The 12360-nt window shown below is 39.6% G+C and carries 10 protein-coding genes, 1 other RNA gene and 1 pseudogene; 8 read left to right on the top strand and 4 right to left on the bottom strand.

The annotated features are described in order from the left end of the window. Positions 1-100 (top strand): annotated as a pseudogene (locus ACFILH_RS09330) (transcriptional regulator); the annotation flags it as partial. Between the two features lie 1270 nt (positions 101-1370). On the opposite strand, the gene ACFILH_RS09325 reads toward ACFILH_RS09330, so the two are convergent. The 3 genes from ACFILH_RS09325 to ACFILH_RS09315 all read right to left on the bottom strand — a co-directional run bounded on the left by ACFILH_RS09325 (position 1371) and on the right by ACFILH_RS09315 (position 2940). Further along, the gene (locus tag ACFILH_RS09325) at positions 1371-1493 is read right to left on the bottom strand and encodes a hypothetical protein (RefSeq protein WP_375667716.1); all 123 of its coding nucleotides are present in this window, start codon (positions 1491-1493) and stop codon (positions 1371-1373) included. 708 nt (positions 1494-2201) lie between these two features. Next, positions 2202-2777: a disulfide bond formation protein B gene (locus ACFILH_RS09320; RefSeq protein WP_375631463.1), complete on the bottom strand. Its 576-nt coding sequence runs from the start codon at positions 2775-2777 to the stop codon at positions 2202-2204. Between the two features lie 10 nt (positions 2778-2787). Then, on the bottom strand, positions 2788-2940 hold the full coding sequence (locus ACFILH_RS09315; RefSeq protein WP_273790835.1) for a DUF5993 family protein: 153 nt from the start codon (positions 2938-2940) through the stop codon (positions 2788-2790). Positions 2941-3776: 836 nt separating this feature from the next. Between ACFILH_RS09315 and purE the strand changes: the two genes are divergently transcribed. Together purE and ACFILH_RS09305 are read left to right on the top strand one after the other, a co-directional pair. Further along, on the top strand, positions 3777-4274 hold the full coding sequence (gene purE / locus ACFILH_RS09310) for a 5-(carboxyamino)imidazole ribonucleotide mutase (protein WP_375658315.1): 498 nt from the start codon (positions 3777-3779) through the stop codon (positions 4272-4274). Position 4275: 1 nt separating this feature from the next. Beyond that, the gene (locus ACFILH_RS09305; RefSeq protein ID WP_375667714.1) at positions 4276-5640 is read left to right on the top strand and encodes a 5-(carboxyamino)imidazole ribonucleotide synthase; all 1365 of its coding nucleotides are present in this window, start codon (positions 4276-4278) and stop codon (positions 5638-5640) included. A gap of 170 nt (positions 5641-5810) precedes the next feature. On the opposite strand, the gene ACFILH_RS09300 is transcribed toward ACFILH_RS09305, so the two are convergent. Continuing rightward, positions 5811-5951: a hypothetical protein gene (locus ACFILH_RS09300; RefSeq protein WP_375667713.1), complete on the bottom strand. Its 141-nt coding sequence runs from the start codon at positions 5949-5951 to the stop codon at positions 5811-5813. A 958-nt stretch (positions 5952-6909) separates the two neighbouring features. Between ACFILH_RS09300 and ACFILH_RS09295 the strand changes: the two genes are divergently transcribed. The 5 genes from ACFILH_RS09295 (at position 6910) to ACFILH_RS09275 (ending at position 12343) form a co-directional block, all read left to right on the top strand. Then, positions 6910-7290 (top strand): hypothetical protein, encoded by a 381-nt coding sequence (locus ACFILH_RS09295; RefSeq protein ID WP_375631459.1) that lies wholly within the window; start codon positions 6910-6912, stop codon positions 7288-7290. A 1376-nt stretch (positions 7291-8666) separates the two neighbouring features. Further along, positions 8667-8792, top strand: a complete 126-nt coding sequence (gene ykgO / locus ACFILH_RS09290) for a type B 50S ribosomal protein L36 (protein WP_004863016.1) — start codon at positions 8667-8669, stop codon at positions 8790-8792. A 156-nt stretch (positions 8793-8948) separates the two neighbouring features. Next, the gene (locus tag ACFILH_RS09285) at positions 8949-9734 is read left to right on the top strand and encodes a tetratricopeptide repeat protein (protein ID WP_273790840.1); all 786 of its coding nucleotides are present in this window, start codon (positions 8949-8951) and stop codon (positions 9732-9734) included. Positions 9735-10819: 1085 nt separating this feature from the next. Continuing rightward, a non-coding RNA gene (gene ssrS, locus ACFILH_RS09280) (6S RNA) lies at positions 10820-10980 on the top strand. A 757-nt stretch (positions 10981-11737) separates the two neighbouring features. Further along, entirely contained in the window at positions 11738-12343 is a 606-nt protein-coding gene (locus ACFILH_RS09275; RefSeq protein ID WP_375667718.1) for a 5-formyltetrahydrofolate cyclo-ligase, read from the top strand. Positions 12344-12360: the final 17 nt, after the last annotated feature.

The following is a 12360-nucleotide window of genomic DNA, read 5'->3' as shown; positions in this document are numbered from 1 at the left end:
TCAAGAAACATACAGCGAAAAAGAACATTCACTTTTGAAAAATTTTAGAGAGCTCCAGCCGAAAAAACAAAAAGCAATCTTATGGTTGATTTCTGATTAAGCAAAAGCGCACACAAAGCATAAATCCTCCGCATCATTTTACATTTTACGGATCAACGTTTTGATGCTTCTCCACATTTACAGAAAGCAGCCAAATGAAACTTTCAAATTCCCCTCGCACCACTTTGTAAACATAGGTTTGTCAACAATACAGCTTCTTGCCTAGCCAATCTCCCCCAAGCACTTCAGATCACAACACCACAAAGAATGATGTTGCATCAAACGCGACAGATACGTCCTATTTTAAAATATTCTTGCCCCTTCGCTATCCTAAAGTAAGATCACACAAAGCACCGGTCAATCTCACTTCAAAAGCAACTTTCCCCACACCCTCTCTCCTCTCTGGTCAACACAACCCACCTCTTCACCCCCACACCCTCTCTCCTCTCCCATCAACACAACCCACCTCTTCACCCCCACACCCTCCTCTCTCGTCAACACCCCCGCCTCTTCATCCCAACTTTCCCCCTCCCTTCATAAACTCTTCATCCCCACACCCTCTCTCCTCAACACCCCCACCTCTTCATCCCAACTCCCCCTCCCTTCATAAGACTCTTCACCCCACCCCCTCTCTCCTCTCCCATCAACACCCCCACCTCTTCATCCCCACACCCCAATCTTCTCTCCACATTCCATGCCATGATAAAATCACACACCACGCATAAAGTCCCAGCTTCCTTTTTTACATATTCCCGTTTTTACGCTTTTACGTATTTACAGAAAGAAGAAAATCTGTAAAAAATGCATTACACAATAACGTATTCAACAACTGTCATTAAAATCTCGCCTCCCTTTTCATCTAAATCCCCCCTATTTTCACTTAAATCATAGATATAAACTGCCCTATTATTTGTATTGACCAGCATAAAATTTTTTGACAAATTCTAGCGATCAAAAGGGATTGTAAGAAGCATTTTACGACTTTTAAAAGAATTTTTATTTACATCCAGTGCTTTTTGTAACGTAGAAGAGTACATTTAATTAATTGACTATAAGAAAGTTTGAGATGAGAGAAGCTTTTCGTTTTTCTCATTCAACATTCGCAACGATAACTTATCCTTATAAGTCAATATTTTTTCGTAATATAAAACGCACCAAAAGGAATAGACTTGCGTTGCATATTCACACGCTTATTTTAAAGAAAGATCTCTCAACGCTCGTCACACCCATTTCGCAAAACGCCGCCCGTAAAGAAATGGTAAGCCCCCATGAAGTGTATAAAATCCTTTCAGCCCCCTTATCTTTACGCTTATGGAGAAACAAGTTTACGCTTATGGAAAAACGAGGCTGGCATCATCACAAAAACTCTGCCAGCTCCCAATGTTGCAGACAGCCTTCGGTTCAAGAGACTCTTCATTAAAGGCATGCCTTTCTTGTACAGTTTTGCCCCACATGCCCCCCCGCTTATGATGTACAAGCAAGTAATTTTAATTGATTTAATATAAGAGAACTGGTGATGAGAAATTTTTATTATATTCAGCGAAGTGCTTTATGTTAAGAATGGTTATTTATCATTATAAATCAATATATTAATAAAAAAAGAGGCATCATCAAGACGCTTACCTTTTTCTCAAAAAAGGCTTCACACTGAAAGAAAACATCTAAAAGTTAGATAAAAAAAAAGGTTTGCCTCTAATAAACAAACCTCTGCAGAAAATTATTCACATAACTTTCAAAATTTTAAATTAATCCCTCTAGAAGCAATAAAAACGCTTTAGAAGCACCAAAATGAATACAAAAACTTATTTAACACAATGTTACGAAAAATCAAGAACAAAAATTTTTTATCGTTAATGCTCTAAAAAAACGAGGCTTCTTAACCCACGTGGCTCAGCAGTCCGGGGCTTCTCTACAAACGCCTCCAAGCCAATCAATCCCTTCATCTCTCTCAAAAGACAGCATAAAAGGTGCACAGTACAAGTCTTCGCTAAAAAAATATCAATCGCCAGCGCTCATAAAAGCCAGCGTTAGTATAAAAGATCAGATTATCGAACAATCTTGCTAAAATGTCTTCCCAATAAATAAAAAAGAAGCGGATTTTTAAATATTCCGCCTCTTTAACAATAAAAATTACGATGAGGGATTATTAAACAAATTCGAAACTATGAAGGGAACCAACTTGATAACAACTCATACCTTACAGGATCATCGGCACATTGCCCACCACCACATTCCAGTATGGTAGAAATCAAATTTGCCGCAATCAAAAATACAAATAAGAAACTTGCTGCTTTACTCAAGACTGGAAAAGGAGAAAATTCTTTGAACTTGTGTGCCAATTCGCCTAAAATCATGACAAATGAGACAGCAAAGATACAAAGGACAGAAATAATGAAAGCCCAAGTATAAAAATGCAATCCAAAGAACGTTGAACCGTATCCTAAATCATCGGGTGTGATATGCAAAAACACTTGTCGTGCTGCCACAGCACTGGTTACCATACAACCGAGAATAACCATACCATAATGGGTATTTTTCACCTTATGGTGAATATTGAGCAAGAACCCACAACCTGCCAGTATCAATCCAACGCGCTGCAGCAAACAAAGGGGACAAGGTAACTCAAACTTTACCAATTGATAATAAAAAGCCACCACCAAGACAATGGATAACCCAAAGAGTCCTAGCGTATTCATAAAGATGACGAAGTGAGGGTTTTTTTGTTCAACATGTTCCATGGCTATTCTCTCAAAAAGATAAATTTAAAGTAGAAGTTGCGTGATGATTGAAAGTGAGAAGAATGACAACGAATAAAATTGCCCACAAAGCATAACTTATATTTTTTTTACCACACATAGTCGTTACAGCAGTACCTAAAGCGATTAAAAATGGAAGAAACATAGCTTTTAAATCTCCTTTACATCCGTTGTTTAACTCTTATTTATTTCAGCATTCACCATATTACAAAATTGGGCAAAAAAGAGACCATGGATTTATTATTCACAATTCGTCATTCGCGATTGATATTGCCATTATATTTAAGGGAAAAAACGATATAATCGCTAAGAAACAGATCGCAACAAAAGCGTTAAAAGCACAAAAGCGTTGATTATTCGCTTCCCCTTAATATCAGCCATTGTTAAATATATATTGACAATTATAAAGATTATATCCCCCCACTCACAAAAGAATCACTTGAACAACAAAATAAATAGGCTTTGAAATCGAGAGATATACATCTCTTTATTTCTCAAAAGAATATCCTCACTTTGCAACGCATTTTCGCCATAAAAATCTCTTTTTCTCATAAGCAATGTTTCAAATTGCAACAGATTTTATATCATACAGATTTTATATCATACAGATTTTATATCATATGGTGATCTTGTTTATTTTAGCAAATAAAAAGTAAGACATTTTTTTAAAAAACTTATAATCAATGTATTTTTCCCAATATATTTTTCCCTTTTACAATGCCGCAAGCTTAACAGCCTCATGGATCCAACACCACCCCTTAACACCTCTCCTCAAAATTCATCTCCCCCCAAAAAAAGAAGTGCTTCATGCCTTCAATACTTTAGTTTTTCATCTCTTGGTCTCCCCCTTTAAATTTTTAGCTTTCCACCTTATTTGAAAAATAACTGTTTCTCTGTCATCAATTGGCTTTGCAAAGAGAATATAAAACTTTAAAAAAATAATGATAAAGAATCGCATTGAACCTTTGAAAAGGATAGTGAATGATGAAAAAATCATGTGATGTCGCGATTTTAATGGGGAGCCAATCGGATTGGCAAACGATGTGCCATAGTGCAGATATTTTGACGAGTCTTGATATTTCTCATAGTTCGCATATTGTCTCAGCACACCGAACTCCTGAACGCCTTTATCAATTTGCAAAAGAAGCAAAAGAAGCAGGGTTTAAAGTTTTAATTGCCGGAGCGGGGGGTGCAGCGCATCTTCCAGGTATGTTAGCAGCCCTTACTCCTCTTCCTGTTTTTGGCGTTCCAGTGCATTCTCATTCTCTTTCTGGTCAAGATTCTTTGCTTTCAATCGTGCAAATGCCAGCAGGGATACCCGTTGGCACATTAGCAATTGGCAAAGCAGGCGCAATTAATGCAGCACTTTTAGCCGCAGCCGTTATGGCCGTTTATGACCATGATCTCGCCCAACGATTAGAAGATTGGCGTCAACAACAAACAGCCAATGTCGCCCAAACGCCTGTAACGGAGGTTTAAAATGGCACCGTTTTTCAACGCCCCCTCAGCCAACACTGCCCCTTCAGCCAACACTGCCCCTTCAGCCAACGCCGCTCCTTCAGCCAACACCACTCCCTCAGCCAACACTACTCTCTCCTCCAACGCCACTCTCTCCTCCAACACCGCCCCCTCAGCCAACACCGCCCCCTCAGCCAACGCCACTCCCTCAGCCAACGCCACTCCCTCAGCCAACACCGCCCCCTCAGCCAACACTACTCTCTCCTCCAACGCTACTCCCTCAGCCAACACCACTCCCTCCACCATGTTACCTCCAGGCAGCGTCATTGGTTTAATCGGGGGCGGACAATTAGCACGGATGCTCGCCATAGCGGCCGCAGAATTAGGATTTCGAACCGTTATTTTTTGCCCTGAGGCCGATTGCCCAGCCGCTCAAACAGCAAACAACCATATTGTTTCCTCCTATGACGATACATCAGCTTTAGATCATTTTATTTCTCAATGTGATGTTGTCAGCTATGAATTTGAAAATCTTTCTCTTCAAACGGTTCAATATGTAGAAAAGAGTAAGCCTGTTTATCCTTCTTCCAAAGCATTAGAGATCACGCAAGATCGACTTTTTGAGAAGCAATTTTTGCGTGATCAAGGGATTGGCACCGCGTCATGGCACGCTATTGACAATTCTTCTTCTCTTCTTTCCGCTCTTGATACTTTAGGCGGACGTGGTCTTTTAAAGACGCGTCGTTTTGGTTATGACGGCAAAAACCAGATCAAGCTTGATCACCCCAATGAACAAACCCTTGACGAAGCCTTAAGGACTTTTCAGGAACAGCCTTGTATTTTGGAAGAAATAGTTCCTTTTTTATCGGAAATTTCGGTTCTTTCTGCCCGCACAAAACAAGGGGAACATATTTTTTATGATTGCCCTGAAAACCAACACAAACACGGAATTCTTCATAAATCCTTTGTTCCATCCCATATTCCACTTGACGTGCAAAAAGCAGCTCAAGAAATCAGCTTAACAGTCATGGATGCCCTCGATTATGTTGGTGTTCTTTGTATTGAGTTTTTTGTCTTAACGGATGGTCATCTTTTAGTGAATGAATTAGCGCCGCGTGTCCATAATTCTGGTCATTGGACACAAAAGGCATGCATAACTTCACAATTTGAACAGCATATCCGTGCTATTTGCGGACTTCCCTTAGGCAGTCCCTATCGCCATAGCGATTGCCAAATGACCAATCTTCTTGGTAACAATTTTAGCACGTTAAAATATTTTCTAAAGCAAGAGCACACCTCGATCCATTTATATGGCAAAAGCACTGTTCACCCCCACCGCAAAATGGGGCACGTCATCCAATTATTGGGACCAGCCAACAAATCTTAAGCCCACATACATACAAATGCTTTTTCACACTATCCCCCAATGAACTGAAAAAACAAAGCTTCACCCCACACCGATATCCCGCGGCTTCAACAGCGCCCCTAACCTTTTAATTCGCCCCTGACAGGGCGTAAAGCCCTCCTACAAGCTCCTTCTCTTCCATGCCCCCACCCTCAAAGACACAAAACCACACCAATCAACAATCCAACAGCTCCTCCTCCTTTTCTCAAAAAAGTCCCCCCACGACTAAAAACAATCCACCAGCCCCCAAGTTCATCACCCCTCCACCTTCCACCGCATAAATATTCCCCCATAACATACGCAGCCCCTTCATTTTTCTTTTAATGCCAATCTTTAAGAATAATAGACTGATCTATTGCACCCCATAGATACCAATCCCCATGATTGCGCTTTTATTATCTCTAGCTTCTCTTCTTATGTTCATTTTTTCACAAAAGCATCGTTTTGTTTTCCATAAAATCGCTGCAAAGAGGTAAAACGTATTACTCTCCCCAAACAACTCTCGAGAATTCGGCCCAATATCGGCCAGACGATACCCCCCTCCAGCATAGCAACTTTCTTCTTTTTCTCCTCTCTCTTTTTCCTTCAACGGATAGAAGATTGTCTTCTTTCGTGAATTCCCCCAACACATTCCTCGAAAAGGTTTCCTGAACTTCTCCCCAAAGGCTTAAGTTTCTTCTTTTCAGATCAATTTTTCTTCTCTCACAAAACCCGCCCTTTTTTTAGTGCATCAATTTTTTCACCTTTTAATCCTGTTAAGACAATGAATTATAAGGCACATCACCACCGTATAATGCGCATTGGTTTTATGGCAGCTTTTTATTGCATCTCGCACAATTCTTTATGAACTCCCCTTATCGTAAACGCACTTTGTTTACGCATATTCTTACCACCCATAAGAGATTGTCTGTAACTCTCTAATCCTGCTCAGCAATGACATCCGTCACACCCAACAGACCAGCGCTTCATGAAGTTCCCACAATTTTTCTCAATCCAAGCTTCTTTCAAGAGCACCTAATAATTTATAAATATAAATGTTTATTTTATTATCCTGATAAAGCTAAACTATACTTTTAAATACTATCATTTTAACACTATCATTGCCTTTAAAACGCTCATTGCGCGAAAAAAATACTTCATTTCTAACAATAATAAAGTAATTTCGCTTGTATCTTATCTTAATATGTAATTAACGTTCAGCACGAACTTAGATCTTTTTATAGCAAAAATACCATACAAAAGGGGAAAATAATGGAGGGTATCTCTTCAAACAAACTCAAAAATGAAAACAATGAAAATAAGGAAGCAACTTTAAATGAGGCACAGTCTGTTCCTCCTCAAAAACGTAAAGGGGGTCCATTTAGACATATGTTGTTCCTCTTTCTTTTAACCTTTCGTAAACCCATTGTTTTCGTAACGAAAATCCTAGCGATAGGCTTTTTATTAATGGCAGGAATTCTTTGTCTAACATACCTCGCAGTAGGAAGAGAGTCATTACCCCTATCGATCGGGATACCAATGATCATTACGTCAGCTCTCTTTGGCATTTGCAACATGTATATAAATTGGTATTATGACATGCTTTTATTACGTTTATCGCCAGACAATGTGAACCTTTCACTCTTTCAATAAACATCATCATAGACCACCCTTGGGAAGGTCAAATTTTTCTACAGCATGGATATTAAAAGGAATTCAAACTATCCACATTCAAGAGCCAAAGTATATTCTCACTATACTGGTTCCCTCACCGGATAATTTGAATTCCCCCTCCGTTTGACAATATCCAGCACTCCACCCACGTAGAAATAATTGGGTTGCAAAGAATCATAAACTATTGCCTTAAAAGAGAAATTTATGCATAATCTTTCACTCTAACAGCACAGATTTAATTCCTCATTAAAAGTACCAAGCGCTCCGTCCCTGATCTCCACGTCAAAGATATAATTACAGGATATGATTACAGCACTAAGCTTATCCATTCCCAAACCAAACATCCTCTCACCCCTCACGTAAAATAAAAAGCCTCAAACAGAAGACACTTGTGTTGCCAATTTACGCACTTGTTTTAAAGAAACACTTGGCCAATGCACATTGCCACCACTTCACAACAGTAGCCCCCGTCATAGAGCGAAAGCTCTCAGTAATAGCTTAAACATTCATAGTGCACCACCCTCTTCAAGCTTATGAAGCGTAAACACCAACCTCATCACACCGCTTTGTCAGCCCCCAATGTTACAACACTCTCTTGTACTTGAAAGCATTCATAAAAGACCGTTTTATTCCTTATCTTCAAGTATCTTTACCATAGATCAATCCCGCTTATGATATGCAAGCAGCGAATGCTATGCTTAAAGATACACAGATTTGCAATGAGAAAACCTTAAGACTATGCAAAACTCTTATTTTACTATGTTTTCTCTGAACAATAGAAATTTATCCTTATCAATTCATCATCTTTGTCATCATCATGCGGTTTATTTTTTAGGTTTTAAGAATAAGCCTTAAGAAGATCCTCACACACGAACAAAAAACACCTCATGTTATAAATTTTACATGAGCCTTACTTAACGATGATATTTTACGAAAAAACAGGATTATTTTCTCACAAATAGGAAACTTTTACTTTTTTCCACTCTTTGTGCTTTTTTGTGTCCTTTTTTTACGAGAAAATTTTTACCTTCAAGGCAACCATTAACACACCCTAAGGAATTTGTAAGGGATATACCCTTGACAAGAATAAGACTTCTTGCTAGATCTCTCCTACTTTTTTTGCAATTTTCACTTATCGTTGTGCTAATGAAGTGGTTAGTGCGTACCTTAAGAGTGCGCTTTTCTTTTTGTGATCACAGTGAAAAAGTGTATCGTGTGATGTTATAATGCAAGTACGATATCGCAATGCAATGCTCATAGAGTAAGCAGTCTATTGGGGTTGTGGTATTATATTTTAGTGTTGTATTATAGTATTATAGTGTTGTGTTACGTAAACTATTTAAACGGTGAATATGATGAAAATTAAAAATTCGCTTAAAGCACTAAAAGAGCGCCACCGTAACAATCGTTTGGTGCGTCGTAAGGGTCGTGTTTATATTCTGAATAAAACGAACCCACGTTTTAGAGCACGTCAGGGCTAATTCTTTTAGGGCTAATTTCTTTAAGGTCAATGTTTTTATGCCTACTTTGATTGTAGGCTTAAAAATTTTTCTTGCGTTTTTTTGGTTATAAGTCCGTTGATTACAAGTCTAGTATTTGATAATATTTGGTGATTTATCTTTTGGGGGCTTGTTTTTATGGATTCTTTTATTTTTTTTAAAGCCTTTCGATTTTTTCAGCTGCGTTTTTTCTGTATTTTTCAGCGCGCGTTTTTTCTTTTTTTTGTTGGCGTTTTTTGTTTTGTTCCCTCGAGCTATGGGCAAAATCCTCCTTCTCTTCCTGAAGATCGGCCTTCTCCACAATCGCTTTTACCGTTAGATGATCTTATTCCCAATTCTCCTCCCCCTTCCTCAACGCCCTCCGATTCTGATTCCTCGGCGGTTATTCTTGAAGATCTTGACAAAGAGCAGCTTTCCCATGTTGACAGAGTTAAGCAACGCAAAGAAGCAGAAATTTCACGTTTACTCAAAGAATTGAAATATTGTGCTGATGTTGCTAAAGCGAAAAAGATCAGTCAACAACTTCAACATTTATGGTCCCAATCGGGGAGTGAGACGATTGATCTTTTAATGTCATGGGCTGAAAATGCACTCAACAGCGATGATTATGGACTTGCGCTTGATTATATTGACAATGCTCTTGCACTTTTACCTACTCATTCTGAAGCTTGGGTAAGGCGTGCTTGGATTCACATTCAACTGAACGATTTCAAGCTTGCCCTGCTTGATCTCAACCATGCTCTTGAACTTGAGCCGCGCAATTATAGTGCTTTTTTTGAACTTGGCGTTGTCATGGAAGCAACGGAGCGTCCAAAACTTGCTCTTAAAGCTTATGAAACAGCATTGGATTACTATCCACAAATGCGCAGAATTCAAAAGCGCGTGCAAGCTCTGTTAGACGAACAATCACCCCAAGCTCTTTAAAACCATTCAAGAACAAGATACTTTACAGCATGCTTTCAAACCTAGATAAGACGCAAGCCGGCTTCACATTCCACTCAATAAACTAAAAGCCCCCTGCTTATAACCACACCCCCACACACAATTGACAGTGCCTTTTTTTGAAACTTAGCCAGCAACAGAGCGTCCAAAACTTGACTCTTAAGATTGATGAAACAGCATTGGATTACACTCCACAAATGCGCAGGATTCAAAAACGCGTGCAAGCTCTGTTAGACGAACAATCACCCCAAGCTCTTTAAAACCATTCAAGAACAAGACACTTTACAGCATGCTTTCAAACCTAGATAAGACGCAAGCCGGCTTCACATTCCACTCAATAAACTAAAAGCCCCCTGCTTATAACCACACCCCCCACACACAATTGACAGTGCCTTTTTTGAATTTGGACCTTTTTTGTATTGCAGGCAGCGTCCAAACATTTCCAATATACCCCCTACAGAATTTCTCTCATAGCAAGCAAACGCTTCACGCTTGAGTCCTCTTCAGCCGTTTCTTCTTTTCACACCTTCCATCATGGATAAAAAAAATTTGTAAACACGATCCTCAAAAAATACTTTTTTAAAAAAGCTTACAACATCGCTTAGCGCCTCTGATCAACTATCATCATCTGTTTTTTATTTTTAAGCTTCAACCATAGCAGCACATACCGTATCGGCTCTCCTCCCCCCCTCAAAGTTGATAAAACAGCCCTAAAATACTCCCCACGAGGCAAAAACTTCAAAGAAGCAATATCAATTAAACAAACATTCTTGAATAAGAAATATTCCCTTCAAAGCTCCTCCAAGTATTCCCGCGAAACATAAAAATCAAGCATTGTCCCAAAAGAGCCAATCAAGCCATTGCCAATAAACCGTTCTACGTCACTCAAACACCCACCCCCACTCATATTTTTTGCTTTTTTACTTTGAATAAGCCATCCATCATACAGCCATTTCGAGCAACCACCAACAATATCATCAATCTCTCCTGAAATACTTTATGAAAAAGAAGAGAGCGAGGTTATTTTATCTCTAGCAGAAACTCTGAAATTGTTTTATATTAAGGAGGGTGTTCTGCGCTTCTCGACAGGAAATAACGTATTCCTGAGACCTTAATGATCTCCAAGGGAGCTGTCCCTGATCAAGCCCGTGGGCTTTTTCATATGGCGCCCACCTATTTGTATAGGTTCCCGGGATCAGCTTTTTCCATCGGCTGTTGTGGATCACCCTTTATTTGTATAACTTTTTTGCATAAAAATTTTTCCAGCTAAAATTGAGAGCGTCCTTTTACATAAGACCAATGACGATACTCTCTTTTCAAGAAATAAAAATGACGAGGGGCTTTATTTTATAAAACAGACAGCACTGACAAAATAATCCCCTCTGTGAATCTGCTTCACCCCTTCGCACGCAAGCAACGCAAGAGCGGCTTGTTGCACCAAGATACCCCCTATAAAGAGCACACACTTTTTTTCATGCTTTTTTCATGAGCACAGCTCTTGTCCATACAGAGATTTACAAAACGCCAACAATGGATAAAATACCAGCATCTTATTAAAACAATTGACGAGACAATGACACAAAATCCCCTCTGTGAATCTGCTTCACCCCTTCGCACGCAAGCAGCGCAAAAGCGGTTTATCGCACCAAGATACCCCCTATAAAGAGCACACACTTTTTTTCATGCTTTTTTTCATGAGCACAGCTCTTGTCCTAACAGAGATTTACAAAACGCCAACAATGGATAAAATATCAGCATCTTATTAAAACAATTGACGAGACAATGACACAAAATCCCCTCTGTGAATCTGCTTCACCCCTTCGCACGCAAGCAGCGCAAGAGCGGCTTGTTGCACCAAGATACCCCCTAGAGCACACACTTTTTTCATGCTTTTTTTCATGAGCACAGCTCTTGTCCTAACAGAGATTTACAAAACGCCAACAATGGATAAAATACCAGCATCTTATAAAACAATTGACGAGACAATGACACAAAATCCCCTCTGTGAATCTGCTTCATCTCTTCGCACACAGCAACGCAAAAGCGGTTTATCGCGTCGTGATGCTCTTTTAACAGAAGAGCGCGCACTCTTTTCGCAACGTGCTTGTTGCCACTTTATTGAATACCTTGAAAAGAAGGGAACCGATTTTTCACGCCTCATTTTAGCAGGCTATTGGCCCATTAAATCGGAAATTGACCCGCGTCCTTTACTGGATGCTGTAGCGTTACGCGGTGGACGTTTAGCCTTACCAGCAGTGCTTGATTCCACCACCATGATTTTCCGTGCATTTTCGCCCAGCACGATTTTAGAGCCCATGCGTTTTGGCACCTTTGGTCCCAGTGCCGACAATAGCGTTGTTGTCCCCAATAATATTATTGTTCCGCTTTCTGCGTTTGATCGTCACTGTCACCGTCTTGGCTATGGAGGAGGATACTATGACCGTGCGGTTGAAGCTCTTGAAAAACAAGGGCATCAAATGACATTATGGGGCATAGGGTTTTCATGTCAGGAGGTTTTCTCTATTCCCGCAGCAGAACATGATCTACAAGTACAAGGAATTTTTACAGAAAAAGGTTTCTTAAAATGTTAAAGTGTGATTAAAGCGCC

Origin of the sequence: Bartonella sp. CL435QHHD (assembly GCF_042195095.1) — a bacterium.
GTDB lineage: Bacteria > Pseudomonadota > Alphaproteobacteria > Rhizobiales > Rhizobiaceae > Bartonella.
Note: the sequence above shows the minus strand (reverse complement) of the source record. Positions and strands in the feature narration are given on the sequence as shown.